Source organism: Novosphingobium fuchskuhlense (assembly GCF_001519075.1).
Taxonomy (GTDB): domain Bacteria; phylum Pseudomonadota; class Alphaproteobacteria; order Sphingomonadales; family Sphingomonadaceae; genus Novosphingobium; species Novosphingobium fuchskuhlense.
Map to the genome: position 1 here is coordinate 2071518 of NZ_KQ954244.1, position 21724 is coordinate 2093241.

The 21724-nt window shown below is 61.8% G+C and carries 17 protein-coding genes and 1 tRNA gene; 8 read left to right on the forward strand and 10 right to left on the reverse strand.

Annotated features, from left to right (window positions below; translation table 11 throughout):
* Positions 1-465, reverse strand: a complete 465-nt coding sequence (locus tag AQZ52_RS09690) for a GNAT family N-acetyltransferase (protein WP_067909018.1) — start codon at positions 463-465, stop codon at positions 1-3.
* 118 nt (positions 466-583) lie between these two features.
* On the opposite strand from AQZ52_RS09690, the gene AQZ52_RS09695 reads away from it, so the two are divergent.
* Together AQZ52_RS09695 and AQZ52_RS09700 are read left to right on the forward strand one after the other, a co-directional pair.
* Complete coding sequence (locus AQZ52_RS09695; RefSeq protein ID WP_067909019.1) at positions 584-1693, forward strand: phosphotransferase family protein; 1110 nt, start codon at positions 584-586, stop codon at positions 1691-1693.
* Complete coding sequence (locus AQZ52_RS09700) at positions 1687-2751, forward strand: Rv3169 family protein (protein WP_067909022.1); 1065 nt, start codon at positions 1687-1689, stop codon at positions 2749-2751. Before AQZ52_RS09695 ends, AQZ52_RS09700 begins: the two co-directional genes overlap by 7 nt.
* 39 nt (positions 2752-2790) lie before the next feature.
* On the opposite strand, the gene AQZ52_RS09705 is transcribed toward AQZ52_RS09700, so the two are convergent.
* Positions 2791-3810: a peptidylprolyl isomerase gene (locus tag AQZ52_RS09705; RefSeq protein ID WP_067909828.1), complete on the reverse strand. Its 1020-nt coding sequence runs from the start codon at positions 3808-3810 to the stop codon at positions 2791-2793.
* A gap of 79 nt (positions 3811-3889) precedes the next feature.
* Between AQZ52_RS09705 and AQZ52_RS09710 the strand changes: the two genes are divergently transcribed.
* The 5 genes from AQZ52_RS09710 to AQZ52_RS09730 all read left to right on the forward strand — a co-directional run bounded on the left by AQZ52_RS09710 (position 3890) and on the right by AQZ52_RS09730 (position 8722).
* A tRNA-Ser gene (locus AQZ52_RS09710) sits at positions 3890-3980 on the forward strand.
* A 150-nt stretch (positions 3981-4130) separates the two neighbouring features.
* Positions 4131-5324, forward strand: a complete 1194-nt coding sequence (locus AQZ52_RS09715) for a tyrosine-type recombinase/integrase (RefSeq protein WP_067909025.1) — start codon at positions 4131-4133, stop codon at positions 5322-5324.
* Between the two features lie 147 nt (positions 5325-5471).
* Entirely contained in the window at positions 5472-5672 is a 201-nt protein-coding gene (locus tag AQZ52_RS09720) for a helix-turn-helix transcriptional regulator (protein ID WP_156424839.1), read from the forward strand.
* The gene (locus AQZ52_RS09725; protein ID WP_067909031.1) at positions 5669-8107 is read left to right on the forward strand and encodes a hypothetical protein; all 2439 of its coding nucleotides are present in this window, start codon (positions 5669-5671) and stop codon (positions 8105-8107) included. Before AQZ52_RS09720 ends, AQZ52_RS09725 begins: the two co-directional genes overlap by 4 nt.
* A gap of 432 nt (positions 8108-8539) precedes the next feature.
* Positions 8540-8722: a hypothetical protein gene (locus tag AQZ52_RS09730; protein WP_067909033.1), complete on the forward strand. Its 183-nt coding sequence runs from the start codon at positions 8540-8542 to the stop codon at positions 8720-8722.
* Between the two features lie 34 nt (positions 8723-8756).
* Here AQZ52_RS09730 and AQZ52_RS09735 read toward each other — a convergent pair whose 3' ends face one another.
* Genes AQZ52_RS09735 through AQZ52_RS09750 form a run of 4 tightly spaced genes read right to left on the reverse strand, consistent with a single transcriptional unit; the run spans position 8757 to position 14950 of the window.
* Positions 8757-9941, reverse strand: a complete 1185-nt coding sequence (locus tag AQZ52_RS09735) for a GIY-YIG nuclease family protein (protein WP_067909036.1) — start codon at positions 9939-9941, stop codon at positions 8757-8759.
* Positions 9934-12006: a pseudomurein-binding repeat-containing protein gene (locus AQZ52_RS09740; protein WP_067909039.1), complete on the reverse strand. Its 2073-nt coding sequence runs from the start codon at positions 12004-12006 to the stop codon at positions 9934-9936. The genes AQZ52_RS09735 and AQZ52_RS09740 overlap by 8 nt, the downstream gene beginning before the upstream one ends.
* Positions 12003-12200 carry a hypothetical protein gene (locus tag AQZ52_RS09745; RefSeq protein ID WP_067909042.1) on the reverse strand — a complete coding sequence of 66 codons (198 nt, stop codon included), beginning with the start codon at positions 12198-12200 and terminating at the stop codon, positions 12003-12005. Before AQZ52_RS09745 ends, AQZ52_RS09740 begins: the two co-directional genes overlap by 4 nt.
* The gene (locus AQZ52_RS09750) at positions 12197-14950 is read right to left on the reverse strand and encodes a class I SAM-dependent DNA methyltransferase (RefSeq protein WP_067909045.1); all 2754 of its coding nucleotides are present in this window, start codon (positions 14948-14950) and stop codon (positions 12197-12199) included. Before AQZ52_RS09750 ends, AQZ52_RS09745 begins: the two co-directional genes overlap by 4 nt.
* 499 nt (positions 14951-15449) lie before the next feature.
* Here AQZ52_RS09750 and AQZ52_RS18145 point away from each other — a divergent pair, with 499 nt between their 5' ends.
* The gene (locus tag AQZ52_RS18145; RefSeq protein WP_156424840.1) at positions 15450-18047 is read left to right on the forward strand and encodes a cadherin domain-containing protein; all 2598 of its coding nucleotides are present in this window, start codon (positions 15450-15452) and stop codon (positions 18045-18047) included.
* A gap of 315 nt (positions 18048-18362) precedes the next feature.
* Here AQZ52_RS18145 and AQZ52_RS09765 read toward each other — a convergent pair whose 3' ends face one another.
* The 4 genes from AQZ52_RS09765 to AQZ52_RS09780 form a co-directional block, all read right to left on the reverse strand.
* Positions 18363-19088, reverse strand: a complete 726-nt coding sequence (locus AQZ52_RS09765; RefSeq protein ID WP_240481504.1) for a spermidine synthase — start codon at positions 19086-19088, stop codon at positions 18363-18365.
* A gap of 3 nt (positions 19089-19091) precedes the next feature.
* Positions 19092-19400, reverse strand: a complete 309-nt coding sequence (locus AQZ52_RS09770) for a DUF6481 family protein (protein ID WP_067909055.1) — start codon at positions 19398-19400, stop codon at positions 19092-19094.
* 268 nt (positions 19401-19668) lie between these two features.
* The gene (locus tag AQZ52_RS09775) at positions 19669-20523 is read right to left on the reverse strand and encodes an enoyl-CoA hydratase/isomerase family protein (protein ID WP_067909058.1); all 855 of its coding nucleotides are present in this window, start codon (positions 20521-20523) and stop codon (positions 19669-19671) included.
* Positions 20524-20542: 19 nt separating this feature from the next.
* Positions 20543-21289, reverse strand: a complete 747-nt coding sequence (locus AQZ52_RS09780) for an SDR family NAD(P)-dependent oxidoreductase (protein ID WP_205626429.1) — start codon at positions 21287-21289, stop codon at positions 20543-20545.
* Positions 21290-21724 lie beyond the last annotated feature (435 nt).

Here is a 21724-nt window from a genome sequence, read left to right on the forward strand (position 1 = left end):
CTAGACGGGCTTCGCCATGATGATCTGTGTGCGTGCGAGGACGTTCATCCCCGGCGGCGCAGGCGCATCGGCGAAGCCCATGCGTTCGTAGAGCCCGAGGGCAACATCGAGCGCCCTGAAAGATTGCAGGTAGAGGGCCGGGCCGCCATGCGCGGCCGCGAATTCGAGGCAGGTCTGCACGAGCGCCCGCCCGGCACCATGTCCGCGCGCGGCCTCGGTCACCACCAGCTTGCAGAACTCGAAGCCGCTTGCACCAAGACCTTTGACGGCAACGGCGCCGACGGTTTCCTCACCGATCCTCGCAAGGAATGCCTCGCCACCGCTGGCACGATAGTAGTTCGCGGGATCGGCCATGATCGCGGCATCCTCAGCCTCGACCACCCGGCCCATGCCTTCAAGCCACGGAATCCAGATCGCCGCGAATTCGTGGGTCTGTTGGGCGGTCATCGGGGCGATTGTCAGCATGGGTAGCAGATTTAGCAGGCGGCGGGCGTATGGCTAGTCGATTTCTCCTTAATCGCCCGCTTAAAACTGCTTCCCATCTGCCTGCCTCTCTGCCAGTCTCGCCGACGGAGAGTGATGCATGGACGAATTTCCAAGCACGGCCGCGGCGGTAACGCCAGGCTGGATCGAAGCGCAATTGGCCCGGGCAGGGCTGCTCGGTGAGGCCCGGATTACGGGGCTGTCGTGGCAGTCCATCGGAACCGGGCAGGTGGGCGATACCGCGCGTTTCACGCTGGCCTATGACCGGCCCACGGCTGCCCCCGCCACGCTTGCGGGCAAGTTTGCCTCAGCCGATCCGACCAGCCGGGGCACGGCGGCGGCGATGATGCTCTATGTAAAGGAGGTGGGTTTCTACCGCGAGCTGGCGGGGCTGCTCGCGGTGCGCACGCCAAAGGTCTACGCGGCCGGGATCAATGCCGATGGCACCGATTTCGTGCTGCTGTTCGAGGACCTTGCCCCCGAGCGGGGCGGCAACCAGCTCGAGGGTTGCGACCTTGCCGACGCCGAAGCGGCGATCCGGCAGGCGGCGGCGCTGCACGCGGCCACGGCCGGCCATCCCAGTGTGCTCGGCGCAGAATGGCTCCATGGCCGCGAGGGGCTGCTGGCCGAGATCGGGCGGCTCTACCACCAGGCCCATGTGATTTTCCGGGAGCGCTATGACGGCCAGCTGGCAGCTGATGCTCTGGCGCTGTGCGACGAACTGGACCGGCGGGTGGAGCACTGGCTGAACCGCCAGCCCGAGGAGCCCTGCCTGATCCACGGCGATTTCCGGCTCGACAACATGCTGTTCGGCGTTGGTGGCAAAAATGGATCGGGGGGCGCCGAGCCTATCGCCATTGTCGACTGGCAGACCTGCGCCATCGGCTGCGGGATGACCGATGTGGGCTATTTCATGGGCTGCGGGATCGGCAGCGACCTACGCCGGCCCAACGAGGCGGCCCTGCTGGCGCTCTATGCCGAGGAAATGGCGCGGTATGGGGCTCCGATTGCGCAGGATGTCATGCTGCGGCGCTACCGGATCGGGGCGCTGCACGGCCTGTTCACCGCCGTGTTCAGCGCGGCCTTCGTGGTGCGCACCGAACGGGGCGATGCCAATTTCCTTTCGATGGCGCGGGGTGCTGCCGAACTCGCGCTCGATCACGACAGCATCGGCGCGCTGGATGCCATGATGGAGAATGCACAATGCTGACCAAGGGCGACGATTTTCCGCTGCACCAGACGCCCGAGCCGATTGCCTATTCCGGCACCGACCGCAATTTCTACGACCGCTATTTCTTCAACGGCTACGCGCCGGACGGATCGGACTTCTTCGCGGCGGCTTTCGGCATCTATCCGCACCTCAACGTGGCGGATGCGCATTTCTGCTTCATCAGAGACGGGGTGCAGCATTCGCTCCATGCCTCGCGCGAGCTCAACATGGAGCGGCTGGACCTGACCTGCGGGCCCATCGCGATTCGCGTGGAAGAGCCGCTCAAGCAGCTTTCCATCAGCGTGGAAGGGGAGGGCATCCGCGCCGAGATCGTCTTCACCGGGCGCGCTTTCCCCATCGAGGAGCCCCGCTTCATCCACCGCATCGGGCCGCGCACCTTCATGGACTACACGCGCCTGACGCAGAACGGCCACTACACCGGTTGGGTCGAGATCGATGGGGTGCGTACGGTGCTGAAGCCCGGCACGGCTGGCACGCGCGACAGGAGCTGGGGTGTGCGCCCGGTGGGGACGAGCGACACGCAGCCGCATGGCCACGGCGTGGTGCCGCAGTTCTTCTGGCAGTGGACGCCGATCAACCTGCCCAGCCGCAGCGTTTTCTTCCATATCAACGCCGATGCGCATGGCGCGCCGTGGAACACCCGCGCGGTGATCGCGCCCGATAGCGCGGGGCATGACGGGTTCTTCGAGACGCCGTCTGCCAAGCTCGATGCGCCGCTGCAGCCGGGGACGCTGTGGCCAGCCGGCGGGGAGCTGGTGATCGGCGGGGACGAGCCGCTGACGCTGACCTTCGAGCCCTTGCAGCGCTTCCAGATGCGCGGCCTCGGCTATACCTCGCCCAAGTGGGGACATGGCCTGTATCACGGCGTGCTCGAGGTGGAGCGCGAGGACATTGTGCTGGCGGACATCGACCCCAAACGGATGGACAACTTCCACGTCCAGATCGTTAGCCGCGTGACGACGAGCGCGGGCGAGGTGGGCACGGGCGTGTTCGAACAGCTGATCTTCGGCGCGTACAAGCCGCTGGGGCTGGGGTAGGGCAGGCAAGCCCCTCCCCTTGAGGGGAGGGGCGCTAGATCACCCCGGCACCCGCCGCACCGGCACCGGAACGTTGCAGATATCCACCCCGCCAGCCGGGCGTATGTAGAACGAATCGCGCCGGTTGGCCCGCGCATCGGCATAGCGGGCGAAGCTGGCGCTTTCGGTGGAAAGATACTGGTAGCGCGGCAGGCCCGGCACCTCGCTGCCGATGCGAATGGACAGGATCGGCGTGCGCTCCTCCGCCGTCTTGTAGAAGCCGATATCGCCGGTGCCACGCGGCAGGCTGGAGAGATGCTCCATCCCCTCGATCACGCGGCCGACCACGGCGATGTTGCGATCAAGCTGGCGCGGGGCCTGGCCGATGACGGCGTAAAGCTCTGCGCCCGAGCCGGTATCGGGCGGATAGTCACGGCCCACGCCGACGGTGCCGTAGCAGTGCATTGCCCACATCGATTGGCTTTTGCGGTTGTCTCCCATGCCGACAGGAAAGCCGGCAAGAAATACTTGGGCCTGCCCAGGGGCATCATGGAATACGGGTGGTGATCCGAACTCACCACTGGATTGCTGTTGTTCAAAGGATTTCATTACCTTCAGTTCGACTCTGGGGGCTAGCGGTTGCTCATACTCCTCCTGCGGCACGACCTTCAGCCCCGGCGGCAGCGGCTTGGCCTTCGCCTTGTCTTCGCCATCCGGATCGCCCCATTGCACGACATAGCCGTCCTGCACGCGGTTCACAGCTGTGCCGTCCCACCACTTCGCGCCCGCAAGCGCGCGGATATTGCCGATCCACCCTTGCGAAAACGGCGCTGGCAGCAACTGGATCACCACCTGCCGCGCTGCGCCCTTGGCATCCGGTGCAAGGTCCATCACCAAGAGATCGGATGGGGCGATGGCCGCCCAATCTGACGCCGGGGCTGCAGCGACGATCTCTGTCGGCGCGAGCGCAGAATTTTTGGCAGGCGCAGCGGAGGGCGAAGCCGCAGGCGTAGGAGCAGGCGCTGGCGCGGCGTTGCAACTGGCCAGCAGGGCGACAGAAAGCAGAAGCGGGTGTTTCATCACAATCGCGTTCATGCCAGCCTTCCCGGCCTTGCGGAAGTGGTTGCTTGCCGTTAGGGCCGCGCCTTCCAGTGCATGCGGAGCGGTGGCCGAGTGGTCGAAGGCGCTCGCCTGGAAAGTGAGTATACGCCAAAAGCGTATCGAGGGTTCGAATCCCTCCCGCTCCGCCAAGTCCTCATCCACGGACGTTTGCTGGCGTCTGCTGGTGCTCTGGTAAAACGCTATAATTCCACGGTATTTTTCCGCCACTGATCGTCAACATCTGTCACCGGGTCGGAACAATGGGCCGCTCGGTGGTGGGATAAGTGGTGGGAAGCTCTATGCCTCTGAAGAATACCCAGATCGTCTCCGCAGGCCCCGGCATGCATGCCGATGGTAATGGCCTTTATCTCAATGTGACCCCCAAGGGGGCCAAGAGCTGGATTTTCCGATACCAGCTTAACGGCAAGCGCTGCGAAATGGGCCTAGGCTCGCTTGTTGGCCTCCCTGCGCCCGAAGCGCGCGCACTGGCGGCTAGGCTCAGGGCCAATGTGGCGAACGGGGTTGACCCGCTCGCCCAGCGGCACGCCGAACGCGAGGCCGAGCAGGCAGCCAAGCGCGCGGCGGACCTCGAGTTGCGGCGGCGGCAGCTTACGTTCCGGGCTGCCGCAGAAAGCCACGTTGCGAACCAAAAGACTGGGTGGAGCAATGGCAAGCACATCCAGCAGTGGAGCAACACGCTCAAGACCTATGTCTACCCCAAGATCGGCGACAAGCCGGTGGATGAGATCACGACTGCAGATGTTGCCGCGATCCTCAAGCCGATCTGGAGCGTGAAGCCAGAGACTGCCAGCCGGGTGCGCATGCGCGTTGAGGCTGTGCTGAACAGCGCCAAGGCGCTCGGTTGGCGCAGCGGTGAAAATCCGGCGGTCTGGAAGGGCGGTCTTGATGCGGTTCTGCCTCGGACCAGCAAGGTCAGGACCGTGCGTCACCATCCGGCTTTGCCATGGGAGGACGCACCTGCCTTCGTGATGAACCTCCGCTTGCGCGAAGGCGTTGGTGCAAGGGCGTTGGAGTTTGCGATCCTGACGTCAGCCCGGTCGGGCGAAGTGCGCGGAGCACGCTGGGAGGAGATCGACCTCGACAAGGCGCTCTGGACCATTCCGGCTGGGCGCATGAAGGCCAAGCGCGAACACCGGGTGCCGTTGTCCGATGCCTGCCTTGCGCTGCTAGCCGAACTTCCTCGGCTCGATGGTTGCCCGCTGGTTTTTCCCGGCCTTTACCGTCAGCCGCTGTCGGATATGAGCCTCTCGGCGGTCCTGAAGCGGATGAAGTACGACACCATTACCGTTCACGGGTTCCGTTCAACGTTTCGTGACTGGGCCGCTGAGAAGGGCTTTGCCTTCGATGCGATTGAGGCTGCCTTGGCTCACCAGATCGGCAACAAGGTCGTTGTCGCCTATCTGAGGACGGATCACCTCGAAGCGCGCAAGGCCATGATGCAGACTTGGGCCAGCTTCCTCGCCAAGCGCTAACGCCTGTCTGGATGCCCATCCTCTCGCTTCACATGGCGTGAGGATGGGTTATTCCCCACCACCTGAGATTTTTGGTCTAGTTCCTCTAGACAGACTGAAAGTGCGAGTAGAAATGAAGTGTCCACCAGCAACTGTGTGGATACGAAAATGCACAAGCTTACTGTCTCTATCCCCGAAGCCGCCAATATCCTCTCGCTGAGCCGGTCGACCATCTACGAGCTCATGGACACGGGCGAATTGACCAAGGTGAAGTTCGGTCGGCGCACCTGCATTACGGTTCAGAGCCTGAAGAACGCAGTGGCGAACCGGATCGGGCATGACCTCGGCGAGGAGGTCTTTGCAGCATGACGAACGCCGCAACGATTGCGAAGGCGCTTGACGCGCAGAAGTTCCGCTCCTCGGGTGACGGCTTCGTCTGCCGTTGCCCGACGCATGATGACGACCAGCCGTCGCTGAAGATCAGCAACGGCAAGGACGGCAAGATCCTCATCCACTGCCACGCCGGGTGCGAACCGAGGGTCGTGATCGACGAGATCAAGCGCCGGGGTCTCTGGCCCGAGCAGCAGCGCGAGCAGACCCAGCGTAAGCCCCGCAAGGCCGCCAACGACGACAAGCGCAGGATCGTCGCAAAGTACGAGTACTTTGACCCCGAGACGGGTGAGCTGAAGATGCAGGTGCTGCGCTGGGAGCCGAAGACCTTCTCCCAGCGCCGCCCAGACCCAAATCGCCCCGGCGAGTGGGCCAATCAGGTCAGCGCAGAACACCGCACCCTCTACAACGCACCGCGCGCTTTCCGCCACGACAAGGTCATCTTCGTCGTTGAGGGTGAGAAGGACGTCGACAACCTCGCCGAGATCGGCGTCGTCGCCACCTGCAACCCCGGCGGCGCGGGCAAGTGGCAGGATAGCTACTCCGAGATCCTGCGCGGCAAGGACGTCGTGCTGGTGCCCGACAATGACGACGCTGGGCGTAAGCACACCGAGGTCGTCGGCAAGGCGCTGCAGGGCATCGCCAAGCGCGTCCGCGTCCTCACCCTGCCTGACCTCCCCGAGAAGGGCGATGTCAGCGATTGGCTGGCCGCAGGGGGCACCCGCGCGCAGCTCGTCGATCTGGTGAAGAACGCACCAGAGTGGGCACCGCCGGTCGCGCAGGCCGCGCCGCCGATCCCCGCCGCGAACGACAACGCGGACGACAAGCCGTTCCAGTGCCTCGGCTACAACAAGGGCACCTACTACTACCTGCCACGCGGACAGCAGCAGGTGGTCGAGCTGTCGGCCTCGGGCCACACCAAGGCGAACATGCTCGGCCTTGCCGACTACAACTGGTGGATGCTCGAGTTCCCCGGCAGCGAGAAGTCGCCGATCAACGTCGACATGGCCGCCAACTGGATGGTTCGGACCTGCGAGCGGCGCGGTGTCTGGGATCCGTCCGACACGCGCGGTCGCGGCGCATGGTTCGACGACGGGCGCATCGTCGTCCACTGCGGCGATATGCTCTACGTCGACCGGACGCCGACCGCGCCGAGCGCGATCCGCAGCCGCTACGTCTACGAGCTGGGCCAGCCCATGCGCGCGGCCATCGACAACCCGCTCTCGGCTGGCGAGGCCAGCCTGTACCTCGAACACATGCGACGCATGCCGTTCGCCCGTGTTCTGGACGCCACCATGATGGCTGGCTGGACCGTATGCGCCCACATCGGCGGGGTGCTGAACTGGCGGCCCCACATCTGGCTGGTGGGCGCTAAGGGCACCGGCAAGAGCTACGTGATGGACAGTGTGGTCAAGCGGCTCTTCGGTCCCCAGCGGTGCCTCTCCGTCGCCTCCAGCACCACCGAGGCCGGTCTGCGCCAGACGCTGGGGTCAGACGCCATCCCCGTGCTGTTCGACGAGGCCGAGGGTCAGGACCATGCCGCCATCATGCGGATGCAGCGGATCCTCGAAACGGTGCGGCAGTCGTCCTCGGAGACCGGCGCGAAGATCGCCAAGGGCACCACTAGCGGATCGGCCATGTCCTTCCAGATCCGCTCGTGCTTCATGTTCGCCTCGATCAACGCCAGCATCGTCCAGCAGAGCGATCGGTCGCGCATCACGGTCGTCGAGTTGAAGGCCGAGCGCCGCCGGTATGGGCTGGCCGAGCTGAACAAGGCCGGTGAATTCCTGATCGGGGACGAGTACGCCCAGCGGTATCAGGCGCGGGCCATCCAGCTCGCCCCGGTGATCCGGCACAACGCCGAGGTGTTCGCCGTAGCCGCCGCAGCATTGCTAGGCGAGCAGCGCGCAGGCGACCAGTACGGCGCGCTTTTCGCTGGGGCCTACTCGCTGACCAGCGATGAGCGCGTGACGCTTGAGCAGGCCGAGGCGTGGCTGGCTCAATTCGACCTGTCCGAAGACAAGGCCGAGGTGGACACGATGTCGGACGAGCAGGCCTGCCTGCAGTACCTGCTGCAGCAGGTGGTCAGGGGGGTCGACATGCCGGTCGGCAAGCGTGACCTGACGGTCGGTGAGCTGGTTGAGTACGCCAAGCAGATCAAGTGGGATGGTGGCAACGGGGACAACGCACAAATGGCCGAGCATGCCCTTGGGCGGATCGGGATCAAGCATTCAAGTGAAGGCGGGGTCTTGATCAGTAACACCGCTGACGGTGTCCGCAGGCTGCTCAATGGCACTCCATGGAGCCTCAACTGGGCGAAGGTGCTGCGCCGCCTACAGGGTGCGCGAGCGGCTGGGGTGAAGTACTTTGGGTTCCCCGGAAGCGAGACGAGGGCGACGTTCGTCCCGCTGTAAGTAGGCGTGGTCGATGTTCAGTAGCGTTAGAAACGGCCTCAGAGCGAAAGTTCTGGGGCCATTTTTTAGCTACCGAAAGTTATAAGTTATTGAAAAAACAAAGAGCTTACATTTCTTTCACTTACGACGCCAAAAAAGATAGCCCCAGATATAGAGACATACTCAGAGACGCACCCCTCATATATATTATATTTATAAGTGTAAGTGTAAGTGTAAGAAAGGTCGAATTTCTGCGGGTTTGGGCCTCTTACGGTCACTTACGCTTTTGGTCAGGCCGTAAGCTCGAACAGGTTCGAGAGGTGTTCCGGTTTGGGACTATCGATCGGCTGCAACCCCAAGGCAGAAGGTCACGGATGGCCACCACCGAAGAACAGATCCTCGGCACCATAGGACTGCACGCCCTCATAGGGGGAGGGGGGGCTACAGGTCGAAATGAAGGCCGAGGGCAGAGGAACTGCCATTGAGGTATCTCTCAACTCTCAGCGGGCTTCTCTGAGTCTCCAGCTCGATAGTGGCACTGAGTTTATCAACGACGCTGACGGCGACACCGATCTTTACATCGGCCTGCTGGAGGTCGCCCAGAACGTCTGCGAGGCGATCTGGCGCGGCGAGTAAGACTCCAAAGCCACGCCCCATCAGTGCGCGCCCGTCATCGACCCATTTGCTCGAGCTGACCGGACTGGGGATCATACCGATAATCCAAAATCGACCTGTCCCGAATCCGCTCCACAGCCTCATTGACCACAGCCAAGGGCACTAGGAACCATTCGCGCGGCTTAACCATATGGCCAAACCTGTCGGGGATCGAGAGGTTGAGCTGTGCAGCGGCGAAGACCTTGTGGATCAGAGCCTCCAGCTTCTGGCAGTTCACGCCGTAGACCTTGTAGGTTGCGACCACGTCCACGCCCGCGAGCAAGTAGGTCGAGCTTTTCTCGGCCCCTGAGATACGGCTCTCAACCGCGCCGCTGGTCACGCCGATCTTGTGCATGATCTCCCTGTGCTCGGCGACCACTGGATGATCGGACCTGCTGCGCAGGACATAGATGGTGCCAGTCTCGGTTTCACCGTCCTCGGCCCTGTCTGCGAAGAGAGGCCCCGCGACAGGCTCGGTAATCCTCCGGCCTGCGTCGTCCTCGTTGAGCTGGCGCTGCAACGACCGCATGAGCATGCCGCTCTCGGTCCCATTGTCGAAGATCACGCGTAGGCGGGCATCTGTGCGGCCTTGCGGGTTGGTGAAGATCTCCGCCATCTCGGCCACATAAGCGATCTGGCCGCCGACGATGAAAAACGCGCCCGGCCTGATCTCCGCCTTCAGCTCGAAGGGACGAGTGACGCGCGTGTTGTCGGCCAGCTCGTCCTTCACCTTCTTGAACAGCGGCTGGAACGTGTCGAAGTCGGCGCACTTCTCGCGCCGGGCGATATCCTCCGCAGCTCGCTTGTCTTCAGCCGATCGGACGTGGCGCAACTGGGTGATGTCGTCGCCGTCCTCACCAAGCCCCGCAAGTTCCGCCATCAGGTCGTCGGCATCGAGTTCGACTTCCTCTGACTGGATCTCGACGCGGCCCAGCAGGCCATGCTTGTCGAACGAGGCCAGCAGAGTGCGGCAGTCCTCCAGCGCACGCAGACGATCCAGCCGCACGGCATAGAGCCGTTCAAAGATGTCGCGCGCCTCGCCGTGCTGCGGGAGGTGGCCATGCTCCTCGAAGAAGCGCTCGATGTCCTCGAACCCGGCGATGATGCGTTCCTCGCGCGGGGTGTAGGTTGCGTGCTTCTTCGCTGCCGGTGCGAACTCGGCCAGCTCTCCGGCGAGTTCGTCGAGGTCGAGGTCAGACATACCGGCCTTCCTCCTTGAACCGCATGAAGGCCGCAGCACCCTCGGCAAGGCGCTGCTCCCATGCATCTGCCGACGTGATCGATGGAAGCCTGCCTCGCTCCCTCTTGAACTTCACGGCACGGCCAGCGAGGTCCTTGGCGTCTTCAGGCGTGATCTTGGTGCGCTTGGCTGAAATCACGGCCTGTACCTGCTTCAACGTGGCCTCGCTCATCGACTTGGCGAGCACGGCATAGGCGGCCTGAAACGGGTTGATGCTGTCGATCAGGTCGATGTCGAGTTCGCGCACGTCCATGGCGATCTGGCGCACACCGTCGATCAGCGCGGTGTTGGCGCGGATCTCGCTCTCTCCGGTATCGACGGAACCCAATGCGATCGCCTTGGCCTTCTGGGTCAGGTTCAGCGCGGCAATCGCATGCTGGCGCACGGCCTCCTGATCGTCGGCGCTGAGTTCAGGGTACCGATCGCGCACGATCTTGCCCATGGCGACCTGTGTCAGCTCCTGCGGGGGCGTTTCCTCGTCGAACAGCCCGCGCTCGACGGTGGCCTTGGTCTGCACAAATGCTGCGATCACCTCGTTGATGTCCTCCTGGCATATCCTTGTCGCTTCAGGACTCTTGGGTTCCACCAAGCCAGCTATCTCGAAGTGATATTGCCCGCGCTCCTCGTTCACGCCGATGTTGGTCTTGCCCGGCTGGTAGCCTGCCTCGCCGTAGTCGAAGTCAGGCAGCGGCCCTTTGTTCTTTGGCGTGAAGGTGAAGCGAGGCGCGAGCACCTGCTCCATCAGCAGACTGGCGGCGATTGCCTTCAGCGTGTCGTTGATCGCCTCCGCCACAGCAGCCTCGCTGGCATCGGGTTCGGCGATGAGGTTGGTGAAGGTGGCAACCTCCTTGCCCGGCGCATCGCGCGTGGCGCGCCCGATGATCTGGATGATCTCGGTGAGGCTGGAGCGGTAGCCGACAGTCAGTGCATGCTCGCACCAGATCCAGTCGAACCCTTCCTTGGCCATCCCCAGCGCAATGATCACGTCCACATGATCACGGTCGTTCTTGTGGGCGGGGTCCTTCAGCGCGACGAGCACCTTGGAGCGGCGCGCCGGGTCGCTGTCGTCTACCAGATCGGCGATCTTGAGCACCCGGCCATCAGGCAGCGCGACCAGCTCGAAGCCGGTCACCGGGTCGGCCCCGGTCCACTTGCCAAGATAATGCAGGATCTCGTTGACCTCGGTCACCTTGTCCTTGGTGCTCTCACGCGCATTGACGGAGGGGATGTGGACGATCGTCTTGCGGCTAGGATCAAGGCAATGTTCGATCGCCTCCAGATAGCGGCCCGTGTAGAAGAAATAGCCGATGTTGAGCGCCTTGAGGTGCTCATAGCCGTTGAGCTGCTCGTAGTAGGTGTAGGTGACCGTCTGGAACCTTGCCTCGTCCTCAGGGGTCAGCACGGGCGCTGCGTCGCCCCTGAAGTAGCTGCCGGTCATGGCGACGATGTGGGCCTTGTCACGCGCGATGAACGCGGCGAGCTGCGCACCCAGCCGGTTATCGGGATGCGCGGAAACGTGGTGGAACTCGTCCACTGCGATCAGCCGGTCGTCGAAGGCCTCAACGCCCAGCGCATCCACGGCAAAGCGGAACGTGGCATGGGTGCAGACGAGCACCGGATCGCTGCTTGTGAGGAACTGGCCCACAGCCTTGACCTTGGAGGGGTCAACGCGCTCCTCGTCAGGCCCCGGCGCGTTGCACAGGTTCCATTGCGGCTTCACCGTCCAGTCGGCCCAGAAGCCATAGGAGGCCAGCGGCTCATCAGCGAAGCTGCCGCCGATCGACTTCTCCGGCACGACGATGATCGCCTGCTTCAGTCCCTGATTGTGCAGCTTGTCGAGCGCGATGAACATTAGCGCACGGCTCTTGCCAGAGGCAGGCGGCGACTTGATCAGCAGGTATTGCTCGCCGCGCTTGTTGTAGGCGCGCTCCTGCATCGGGCGCATGCCAAGCGCGTTGGCCTTGCCTGAGACGCCCGTGCGGGCCGTCTGGAAGCTCACGGCGGGGATTGGCGTGGCAGTGGTCATTGGCCTGCCTTATGCTTCTCTACGAACGCTGCGATGCTGCCGTATTGCTCCTTCACGCGGGTCTGCACCTTGCGCATCATGTCCTGCCCTCGCTCTGGCCAGCCGTGCTGCTCGAACATCTTGTTGAAATTGCCGTACTGACGGGCGGCTATTTCGCCGATGGCCTTGGCATCCCAGCCGGGTTCCTTGCTCATGCGGCTTTCCCCTTTGCAGTCATCTTGGTGTAGAGTTCGAAGAGCTTCTCCAGCCGCTCGGTGTCATTGCGGAAGCGGCGACCGATGTAGATGCGTTCCAGCACCTCATCGTTGCGATCGTGCGCGGCGCGCAGGTCATCGGGCATGGCTTCGGGATCATAGAGGTCGGCGATCGTTGCCGGGAAATGCGCCTCGCGGGCGAGAAGGATGTCCTCCGCACAGAGGGTGAGGTCGGCCTTGTTCAGGTCGGTTAGGGTCGGGATCGGGAAGGTGTTCCAGCCGAGGGTGTTGGAATAGGAGAAGTCGGTTCGCATGCGGACACAAACGGTGCCGATCCAAACCCAGTGCAGGCGCGAGGCGATTAAAGCCATGTTCCAGAGTGGGGCGTCGTATAGTGCGAAGTTTCTATCGCCGATGATCGCACTCGAATCCATTACACCAACCGGAAGGTATGGCCGGTTCTCTGAACTTACTCGCGGAGTCACGATAACTCGCGCCGTGGCAGCGCGAGGGCTTTTGAATTGATGCGGGCGCGCCGCAAGGCTTCGCGCATAAGCATCTTTGCTCATCAACCGAGCGCGCCTAACCTGCTCAACTTGCTGCTTTACAGGTTCACAACCCTCCAGAGCCGGCAAGTCATCGTTATTTATCCAAATGCAGTAGCGAACCTCGCCATTTATAAACTCTTTTGAGCCAAAAAACCGTTTTACAAAGCGCTCGCGGTCTCGCCGCGTGAGATGCATTTCGTCCAATTGTGCTGATGTGATTGTAAGATGGCCACCATCATCCGCCTTGTTGCCAAAATCCATCGGCGAGACTTCTGTTAGGGGATACATGGCTTTGGCGACGACGACCTGCGGCGCGGCAATGAGGTAGGCGTTTATATTCTCGACTGCTTTGGCGGCGACGCTCCGATCGTCAGCTTCTGAATAGAGCATGCGAACGCGCCCAACATGGTTTGATAGTCCAACAATGCTAACCGTGACGCCCGCATTGTGGCTGGCTAGATTGGACCACTTGAAGCTAGGAAACGCAAACGCGATCTCGTGACCTGTCGCGAATATCATAGGCCAAAGAAATGGAACCTGCTGGCCCTGACAAATGGAGTTCGTTGCCACGAACGCGGCAGAGGAATTTGTGCGAGTACCGTAGTCAGCAGCCTTCATAAACCAGCCTGCGACGTAATCGAGGGCTTTCCACGTGCTGGTTCGATGCGAGAAAATCGCTTCAAGGTCGGCTTTCTGCGCGGCTGTTTGCCACGTAGAGCCGAGATACGGCGGGTTGCCGCAGATGTACGTCTCGCCGCCCTCGTTCTCGAAGTCGATCTCGGCCTGCGCCAATGGTGTTCCAAACAGGTCGTCCGCCTGAACCTTCACCCCGGTTCCAGTAGGGCCGCAAAGGCTCAGCCAGTCCAGCCGGAGGGCATTGCCGCAGGTGATCCAGTTCTGGCTGTCGAGCGGCAGGAACTCGGCCAACGCTTCCTTCTGGCCGCGATAGGTCACGTCGCACTGATATTCTGCAATGATCAGCGCTAGCCGAGCGATCTCTGCGGGGAAGTCCCGCAGCTCGATGCCACGAAAGTTGGTGAGCGGAATGTCGCTGCGTCGATCAGGTTCGCCGCGCCGCCGGTTAATCTCGGCCTCCAGCTCTCGCATCTGCTTGTAGGCGATCACGAGGAAGTTGCCCGAACCGCAAGCCGGATCGAACACTCGTATCTTTGCCATGCGTTGGCGCAGGTTCAGCAGCTTGCGCGCGTTGTCCCCCGCCTCCTCCAGCTTGGCCCGCAGGTCATCGAGGAACAGCGGGTTCAACACCTTCAGGATATTGGGAACCGAGGTGTAGTGCATCCCCAGCGCGCCACGCTCCTCGTCGTCCGCCACAGCCTGAATCATCGAGCCGAAGATGTCCGGGTTTATCTTCCGCCAGTCGAGGCTGCCGATGTGGAGGAGGTAGGAGCGGGCAATCCGGCTGAAGTGTGGGCAATCGGTGCTCCCGGAGAAGAGCTGCCCGTTCACATAGGGGAACTGGTTGGCATAGCGTTTGATGCCAGCCGCCTCGCGATCGGCCAGCTTGGTGTCCATTGCGCGGAACACTTCGGCGATCACGAGGTGTGTGTCCGATGCATCGCGCGCGGTCATCTGCTCGACCGTCTTGCTGAACAGGTCATCGCCATGGAAGATGTCCGTATCCTCGGCAAAGAAGCAGAAGATCAGCCGGGCCATGAAGTGGTTCATGTCGTGCCGCCGATCGGCCATTGCCCAATCCGGGTTGTCCTTCAGCAGCTCGATGTAGAGCTTGTTAAGCCGCCCAGTCGCCTTGATATCGAACGCACTCTCGCGAATCTGCTCGACCGTGGTGATGCCCGCCAGCGGCAGGAAGAAGCCGAAGTGATCGGAGAACTGGGCATAGGCGCAGGCCACCGTGCCGCCGCCGTTCATGTCTTCGGCCTGAAACTCGATGCCATCGGTGGCAAGGATGAACTTGGCCTTCTGCGATGCCGTCTTGGCGCTGGCGCGCAGGGCGGAGAGCGTGGCGTCCACCTCGCCCGGTTCACAGGTTGCAATATGGATGTTCCCGCGCTGTAGCACCCCTCCAGCGACGTCTGACTGGTTGGTGGCCCCCGTGCGCAAACGCTGGATGGCCGTTCCCTTGCTGCCGAACGCGGTCAGGAACTGATAGGCGAACTCGCCCCGGTCAAAGGGTTCAAGCGCGAGGGCGGATACGGCTTCATCGATCTCGACTGGGTTCATGGGTGCAACGATACGGCGGCTGCGGTCGATCGCCAAGGTCGGTCGCGATCAAAAGCGCGGGTCCCTCTAAGGTGGTGCCCTGTCGCGGGGTACGCACCACCGCGACGTCGCGCTACTGACAAGAATGTAAGTTGCTTCCTTGCCCTCACGCAGAACCGCCCAACAAGACTAGCTATTGCCATTTTGTGCGTCGGCGACGTTCGCACACGTAAACGCAGCACGACGCGCGCAAGGCTGATTGCAAGGATGGCGACGAAGGAGGCCTTCCTCTATCGGGTCGAGCAGCGTTGCAACTGGGATCTTGCCCTCGGGCGGCGATTTTCTTTACGAAGGGCGTCAAAGCCGTGACCTGCTAGGCTGCTGGCCGTGGCTAGCTCAAACAATTTTTTCATTCTAGAGCCTCGCTACGCTCAAGGCACCTTACACTGCTACCGCTCTCGGGGCAGGCGATAGGATGGGATAGGATAGAGCTTCGGGTTCATCCGGGAATTTGGTGATCATGCTTGTAATTGACAAAGTCGGCGCTGAGTTTCTGGTCAACACGGAGACGGCCGGCAATCAAATTTACTCCCCCATAACAGGCCTTAGCAACGGCGGGTTCGTGGTCGCTTGGGCAAATGACATTGGCTTTATAAAGGCACAGTTGTTCGGGGACGATGGCGCCAAGGTCGGTGGCGAGTTTCTGGTCAACACTCATGTGGCCTATCCATCACAGCCGTCAATCACCAGCCTTGTCAATGGCGGGTTCGTGGTCACATGGCAGGCAGAGGACTACACGCTGGGCGACAGCAGTCACTCTTGTATCGCCGCGCAGGTTTTCGGCGCCGATGGCGCAAAGGTTGGCAGTGCGTTTCTGGTTAACACGCAGACGGCGAACTATCAGGAAGAGCCGACGATCACCTCCCTTGCAAATGGAGGCTTCGTGGTCGCTTGGACCGATTTTAGCGGCACACAGGGTGATGGTTCGGGGGGTGTAGTCAAGGCGCAGGTATTCACGGCCGACGGTACAAAGTTCGGCAGGGAGCTTGGGGTCAGTAGCGAGGCGCCTAGTAGTCAGAGCAGACCGGCCATCGCCAGCTTAAACAATGGCGGCTTCGTTGTAACATGGCAATGCGGTGACGGACCTGTCGATTTTCATAACGGCTACAGAATCATGGCCCAAATATTTGGGTCAGACGGCACTAAAATTGGTGGCACGTTATTGGTGAGTCCAGAAACAAAAAATTCTCAATTGGATCCTTCAATTGCGAGCCTATATAATGGAGGGTTTGTTATTGTTTGGGATGGTATTAGGGATTTTCAAGGGTCAGATGTAAAGGCGCAGCTATACGATTCAAAAGGATTCAAAATTGATAAAGATTTTATTTTAACATCCGATTATACAGGGTTCTCTCCCCAAGTAAGTGGACTAAAAAACGGCGGATTTGTGGTTGTAATGCAAGGCCCTTACCGGAATAGCGACGACATATTGTCGCAGGTTTTTGGTGAAGACGGCGCCAAAATTGGACGCGAATTTTTGGTTAATTCGCAGACATACAGTCTTCAAAACTCGCCACGTGTAACTACCCTATCTAATGGCGGCTTTGCGGTGAGTTGGAACGACTACAGTGGCACGCTTGGTGATATTAGTGGTGGAAGTATCAAGGCGCAGATCTTCGGAGTCAACACGGCCCCCGTGATCGTCTCGAACGGCGGCGCGGCTGCTGCTGCGGTGTCCATCGCCGAGAACACCACGACCGTCACGACAGTCACCGCGACCGATCCTGATGCGGGCACGACGCTCACGTACTCGATCTCGGGCGGCGCTCATGCTTCGCTGTTCTCGATCGATGCGAGCACGGGTGCACTTGCGTTCAAGGCAGCGCCCAACTTCGAGACCCCTGCCGACGCTGGCGGCAACAACGTTTATGATGTCATCGTGCAGGTCTCGGATGGATCACTGACTGACACGCAGGCGATCTCGGTCGCGGTGACCAACGTCAATGAATTCCCTCCGTTGATCACAAGCAATGGTGGCGGGGCATCGGCCTTTTTGACGATCTCAGAGAACAATACTGCTGTGACAGCGGTCGCAGCCAGCGATGCTGATGCTGGCGCCCGGATCCACTACGGCATTGTCGGTGGCGCAGACGCAAGCCTCTTCAAGATCAGCCGATCGACCGGCGTGCTCACATTCAAGTCCGCGCCAGACTTCGAAACCCCAACGGACGCTGGCCACGACAATGTCTATGACGTGGTCCTGCAGGCCTCGGATGGCTCGCGCACCGATCAACAGGCCATCTCCGTGTCGGTTAGCGATGTGGTCAATGAGCTGCTTGTGGGCACCTCCCACGCAGACAATCTGACCGGCGCAGGCGGGAGCGATACGCTGAAAGGCTGCGCTGGTGACGACACGCTTATCGGGGGGGGCGGCAATGATCTACTCGATGGAGGGAAGGGCGCTGACCACATGGATGGTGGCGCAGGCAACGACACCTACATCGTAGACAATGCCGGTGATGTCGTTGTTGAAAAGGCCGGCAACGGTATCGATACGATCAAGGCGATCGTTAGTTTGGCGCTTTGGGGCAATGTCGAAAACCTTACGTTCACCGGCACCGCTGATCTAAGCGCGCGCGGCAACGATCTTGCCAACACCATCGTTGGGAATAGCGGTTCAAATGCATTGTTTGGAGGTAGCGGGGCTGATGCACTCAAGGGTGGCGCTGGAAACGACACGCTTTCTGGGGGCGAGGGCAAGGACGCCCTTACGGGCGGCGCTGGTCAAGACTTCTTCGTGTTTGACACAACACCGGGCGCGGCAAACGTGGACAAGATTACCGATTTCAGTTTCGGAGATGGCGACAAAATCCAGATCAGCCAGAGTGTCTTTGCAGGCTTCACTCATCTCGGCGCGCTGGCGGCTGGCGAGTTCTATTCCGCTGCTGGTGCAACGAGTGCACACGATGCCTCGGACCGCGTGATCTACGACACGACCACGGGGAAGCTCTACTACGACGCCGATGGTCAGGGCGGCGCAGCTGCCGTCCAGATCGCCGTGCTCGGATCGTCGACACACCCAATCCTGATCTACAGCGACCTGCAAATCATCGCGTGATGCGGTGACGGACAAGCATTCAGATATCGTTCTCCTCTTGGCAAATTGCCAAAGGCGAAGTCAGAGCGTATTGGTAAAGCAGTGGTGGGAAGGTTGGTGGGAGTGATCTCACCAACCGTCGATACCGATGGAATTCTGCGCTTTTTGGGCGGACTCCCGCTCCGCCAGCTATCCCGATTTTTCTAGATAACCCGGAAAAATCGGCGTCTTCCCATGGCAAGGCCCACGATAACTGTGTGATCGCCGGCGTCGGATTGCGAACCAGCGCGGATGGCATTCAGGTTCCGACGCTGCTCCCGATTTCGAAGGCAGCGTCTACTCGCGCTTCACGGCCATTATGATCACATGCGGCTCGTTCGGCCCGGTGGGGCAGGGCGCCTCGCCCCGATCGGATTCGATCACCGTGACTGCGAAGCCGCTGCGAGCGAGGGCTCCGGCAAATCTGTCGTCATGCGTTGCAGACCAGATGCCGAGGATGCCGCCCTCCTTCAAGGCAGAGCGGGCGGCCGCTACCCCTTCCCGCGAATAAAGCCAGTCGTTTGCGCGCCGCGTGAGGCCTTCCGGTCCGTTGTCGACATCGAGCAGGATGCAATCGTACCCCTGCTCTGCGGATGCAATCAACAAGGCCACGTCCTGCTGCACCAATTGCACGCGCGGATCATCGAGGCATCCGTCGGTAATCCGCGCCATAGGGCCTTTCGCCCACGCGACGATCTTCGGCACGATTTCGGCGACTGTCACTTCTGCAGTGCTTCCGAGCACCCGAAGGGCCGATCTCAGCGTGTAACCCATGCCATAGCCGCCGATGAGCATATGAACCGGGTCGCGACTGCCGAGTTCAGCGCACACCGCGCTGGCAAGCACACCTTCCGAGGCCGAAAGGTCTGTGCTCATCAATTCGTTGTCGTCGAGAAGGATCGCGAAATCGGTACCGTTGCGGATGAGGCGGAGCCTTCGCCCATCCGGAACCAGGGCGGTGTCAACGAGGTGCTCGCCGACATTCAAAGCGGAGATGCCGTTGGCGTGGGCTGTCTGCTTCAAGCGCTACTTCTTGCGTGCCTTCCGGGCCGCATACTTTGCGTCCCGGGCCGCCTTGCGCTCCGCTTCGGTCAGCGCAGGCGCTACCTTGGCAGCGCGTTCGGCCTTCTCGGCCAGTTCCTGCGCTTTTTTCGCGTTGAGCAACGCGCGCTTTTCGGCCTGCATTCTTTCACGCGCCTCAGCGGCGGCCATGCGTTCGGCTTGCACGGCGGGGTCCAGCGGAGCGCGTGCCTTGAGTTTTGCGAGTGCCTTTTCCCGCGCAGACGCTGCCGCCGCGCGCCGGGCACCGAGCCCGGGTTCCTTGTAACCTGCCATAAACGGGGTTGTCTCCGATTTGGGGGGGATCGCAATCCGCCAGGATGCATCCGGTGGTGAACAACGCCCACACCGGAGATCTCAACCGGCGCGGCGGCGTAGCTGCACCGGCTTCGCGGCCCCCTACGCTCTGTGGCGGCCGATGTCACGGATTGTTGTTGGGCGAGGTCGAGGCGATGTGCACGAAGCAGGCTGGCCGCCTCGCGCGGGCAGGGCTTCGCATGAACTCTGCACGTTCGCGCACGTCGGGGCGACGGGTGGGGTATGCCTAGTCCACGCTATCCGGGATCGACGTGCGGTAATCTCCGAAGACCCCATCGCGGGCATCGAGCGCGCCGCGCACGTCACCGGCGCGAAAGCCGGCGAAGGTTTGCCGCGAGGCCTCTGTGGTCATTGCCAATGCCTGCATTTCCGTGCCCGCGCGGAGTGCAGTCCGCAGCCCCATTGCTTCCATCGCGCGGTGCACCGAGCGCTTGTTGATCTGCTGGACCTCGGGCGGGATCTTCGCGACCCGTTCCGCGATCTTGAGCACTTCGGCTTCAAGCACCTCAAGGGGGTACGCCCGGTTGGCGAAGCCGACGCGCACCGCTTCGTGGGCTGACAGCGCATCTCCGGTCAGCATCTGTTCCATCGCCGAGCGGAAGCCGCACAGCCACGGGTGGAACTGGGTATCGGGCGGGCTCATTCCGCGCACCGGCGGGTAGCCGATCTGTGCATCATCGCTCAGGTAGATGAGGTCGCAGGCCGTCGCGAGTTCCGTGGCTCCCGCAAGGCACCATCCGTGCACCTGTGCAATGACGGGCGTCGCCAGATCCCAGATCCGGAACACCCCTTCGACGACATGCCGAGGCCAGAAGCCGGCGCCGCCGGCGGTATGATAGGGCGGTGCCTGCCTGCTGGACTCGGGCGAAAGGTCATACCCGGCGGAAAAACAGGATCCGGCCCCCCGAAGGATGATCACCCGCACGTCTGCGTCCTTGTCCGCCGCTTCGAGCGCCGCGAACAGCTCCGCCCTGAGGGCATTCGAAAGCGCGTTGCGTTTTTCCGGACGGTTCAGCGTGAGCCGCCGCACACCGGCTTGCGGTGTGTCGATCAGCACCAGCGAAGAGGGCGCATCTTCCATTTGGGCAGCTCCAGCCTGATCAGAATATCGTGTAGCCCGCGTCGATCACGATGCTGTCTCCGGTATGGTGACGCGATGCATCGGAGGCGAGATACACCGCGATCCCGCCGAAATCCCTGGGCTCCATCCATTTCCTGAAGGGGACGCGGGAAATCACCTGCCGGTTGAACTTCTCATTTGCTTGCGCGGCCTGCGTCATTTCGCTGACCGTCCAGCCCGGAAGGACCGCGTTGGCGCGCACGCCGTAGCGGGCAAATTCGACAGCCGTCGCGCGGATCAGCGAGCACAGGGCTCCTTTGGCCGTGCCATACGCCTGGTTGCGCGCCGCGCCGTGGATAGCCGATGTCGACGAGATCGCTATCAGCGATCCGCCGGGATCCCCCGCTTCGGCACGGACCTTCATGTGCTTGCAAGCCTCGCGCAGCGTGAAGAACACGCCGTCCAGATTGACTGCCATGACCTTGCGCCATTGCTCGGTCGGCAGCGCCTCGAAAGGCCCGCCGCCGCCGACTCCGGCATTGGCCACGACCGTGTCGATACGGCCGAATTCGGCGACTGCCTTCTCCATCGCCGCGATCACCGCGCGTTCATCCGACACATCGACGATCTCGCTCGCAATGCAGGCTCCGGTTTCCTCCAGGCTGCTCATTGCTGCAGCATTCTTGGCCGGATTCGTGCCCCAGATGATGACAGAAGCCCCAGCCTGGGCGAGCGCCTCCGCCATTCCGAGCCCGATGCCGCCGTTCCCCCCGGTCACGAGCGCCACTTTCCCGCCAAGGTCAAAGGGCTGGTAAGGCATTGCGATGCTTCCTCATGCGGTATTCGGTGGGGTCGGACCACGTGAGGGTCCACCACAAACCCGAGCGCGTCCACTTCTGCAAAATGCTAGCGCAAGCGCTGTCGCTGTCGAAGGGGCGGCGGGCGGATCCGGTTTTGGGAGGCGTATTTGCTGGTCGGTCGAGACCGCCTTGAAGCCAGCAGGCTCGTTTCGTCATGGTCACACTGCGCGAAACGCGAGTTCTTCAAGAGCGGGCGCGTTGGCGGCCTGGCCCGGTTGACCGTTCGCTGTGACCTGCACCGCATGGGGAAGGGGGCGCAGGGCGTTCGCGACGGCGGGCTTGCCGTGGGCTGACAGCGACTTTCAAAAAGAATGCAAAAACCGTTTGACGACTCAGGAAGCCGTCCATATAGGGCGCTCTCC

Excerpts from the sequence above, each read along its gene's own strand:
- AQZ52_RS09730 (WP_067909033.1), top strand. The coding sequence starts at position 8,540 with ATGAAGGCCGAGGGCAGAGGAACTGCCATTGAGGTATCTCTCAACTCT.
- AQZ52_RS09745 (WP_067909042.1), bottom strand. The coding sequence starts at position 12,200 with ATGAGCAAGGAACCCGGCTGGGATGCCAAGGCCATCGGCGAAATAGCC.
- AQZ52_RS09740 (WP_067909039.1), bottom strand. The coding sequence starts at position 12,006 with ATGACCACTGCCACGCCAATCCCCGCCGTGAGCTTCCAGACGGCCCGC.
- AQZ52_RS09690 (WP_067909018.1), bottom strand. The coding sequence starts at position 465 with ATGCTGACAATCGCCCCGATGACCGCCCAACAGACCCACGAATTCGCG.
- AQZ52_RS09720 (WP_156424839.1), top strand. The coding sequence starts at position 5,472 with ATGCACAAGCTTACTGTCTCTATCCCCGAAGCCGCCAATATCCTCTCG.
- AQZ52_RS09695 (WP_067909019.1), top strand. The coding sequence starts at position 584 with ATGGACGAATTTCCAAGCACGGCCGCGGCGGTAACGCCAGGCTGGATC.
- AQZ52_RS09705 (WP_067909828.1), bottom strand. The coding sequence starts at position 3,810 with ATGAAACACCCGCTTCTGCTTTCTGTCGCCCTGCTGGCCAGTTGCAAC.
- AQZ52_RS09735 (WP_067909036.1), bottom strand. The coding sequence starts at position 9,941 with ATGTCTGACCTCGACCTCGACGAACTCGCCGGAGAGCTGGCCGAGTTC.
- AQZ52_RS18145 (WP_156424840.1), top strand. The coding sequence starts at position 15,450 with ATGCTTGTAATTGACAAAGTCGGCGCTGAGTTTCTGGTCAACACGGAG.
- AQZ52_RS09700 (WP_067909022.1), top strand. The coding sequence starts at position 1,687 with ATGCTGACCAAGGGCGACGATTTTCCGCTGCACCAGACGCCCGAGCCG.
- AQZ52_RS09775 (WP_067909058.1), bottom strand. The coding sequence starts at position 20,523 with ATGGAAGATGCGCCCTCTTCGCTGGTGCTGATCGACACACCGCAAGCC.
- AQZ52_RS09750 (WP_067909045.1), bottom strand. The coding sequence starts at position 14,950 with ATGAACCCAGTCGAGATCGATGAAGCCGTATCCGCCCTCGCGCTTGAA.
- AQZ52_RS09715 (WP_067909025.1), top strand. The coding sequence starts at position 4,131 with ATGCCTCTGAAGAATACCCAGATCGTCTCCGCAGGCCCCGGCATGCAT.
- AQZ52_RS09770 (WP_067909055.1), bottom strand. The coding sequence starts at position 19,400 with ATGGCAGGTTACAAGGAACCCGGGCTCGGTGCCCGGCGCGCGGCGGCA.
- AQZ52_RS09725 (WP_067909031.1), top strand. The coding sequence starts at position 5,669 with ATGACGAACGCCGCAACGATTGCGAAGGCGCTTGACGCGCAGAAGTTC.